We start from the raw sequence: 1,019 nt of genomic DNA, 5'->3' as shown, positions 1-1,019 counted from the left end.
CGGCAGCGTGCACTCTTCGAGGATCTTGTGCTGGTCGCCCTTCGCGACGTGCTCCATCAGCACGACCACGCGCTTGACGCCCGCGACCAGATCCATCGCGCCGCCCATGCCCTTGATCATCTTGCCCGGGATCATCCAGTTGGCCAGATCGCCCTTCTTGCTGATCTGCATCGCGCCGAGAATCGCCAGGTTGATGTGGCCGCCGCGAATCATCGCGAACGAATCCGCCGACGAAAAAATCGACGAACCCGGCAGCGTGGTCACTGTCTGCTTGCCGGCATTGATCAGGTCGGCGTCCACTTCCTCTTCGGTCGGCGACGGGCCGATGCCGAGCAGGCCGTTTTCCGATTGCAACCACACTTCGACGCCCGACGGCACGTGATTGGCCACCAGCGTCGGCAGGCCGATGCCGAGGTTCACGTAGAACCCGTCCTGCAGTTCCTTCGCCGCGCGTGCGGCCATTTCGTCACGAGTCCATGCCATGATCAGTCTCCTTTCGCGCGGACAATGCGTTGTTCAATGCGTTTTTCCGGATTCGCATTGAGCACAATGCGCTGCACGAAAATGCCCGGCGTATGGATCGCGTCCGGATCGAGTTCGCCGACTTCGACGATCTCTTCGACTTCCGCGACGGTAATCTTGCCGGCCATCGCGCACATCGGGTTGAAGTTGCGCGCGGTGCGGCGGTAGATCAGGTTGCCCGATTTGTCGGCCTTCCACGCCTTGACGAGCGCGACGTCGGCCGTCAGCGAGTGTTCGAGCACGTAGTGGTTTTCGCCGAACTGGCGGGTTTCCTTGCCTTCGGCGATCAGCGTGCCGTAGCCGGTATTGGTGAAGAACGCCGGAATGCCCGAACCGCCCGCGCGCAGCTTCTCGGCGAGCGTGCCTTGCGGCGTGAATTCGAGCTCGAGTTCGCCGGCCAGATACTGGCGTTCGAACTCCTTGTTCTCGCCGACATACGACGAGATCATCTTCTTGACCTGGCGCGTTTCGAGCAGCAGACCGAGGCCGAACCCGTC

General features: G+C 61.9%; 2 protein-coding genes. Both read right to left on the bottom strand.

Annotated features, from left to right (window positions below; genetic code table 11):
* Positions 1–483 (bottom strand): 3-oxoacid CoA-transferase subunit B (locus PQR32_RS42100; RefSeq protein ID WP_408241788.1); only part of this gene is annotated, 483 nt, incomplete at its 3' end.
* Between the two features lie 2 nt (positions 484–485).
* The coding region (locus PQR32_RS42095; protein WP_408241785.1) for a CoA transferase subunit A at positions 486–1,019 on the bottom strand (534 nt) is incomplete at its 5' end.

Origin of the sequence: Paraburkholderia dipogonis, assembly GCF_046027395.1 — a bacterium.
Lineage (GTDB): Bacteria > Pseudomonadota > Gammaproteobacteria > Burkholderiales > Burkholderiaceae > Paraburkholderia > Paraburkholderia dipogonis_A.
Note: the sequence above shows the minus strand (reverse complement) of the source record. Positions and strands in the feature narration are given on the sequence as shown.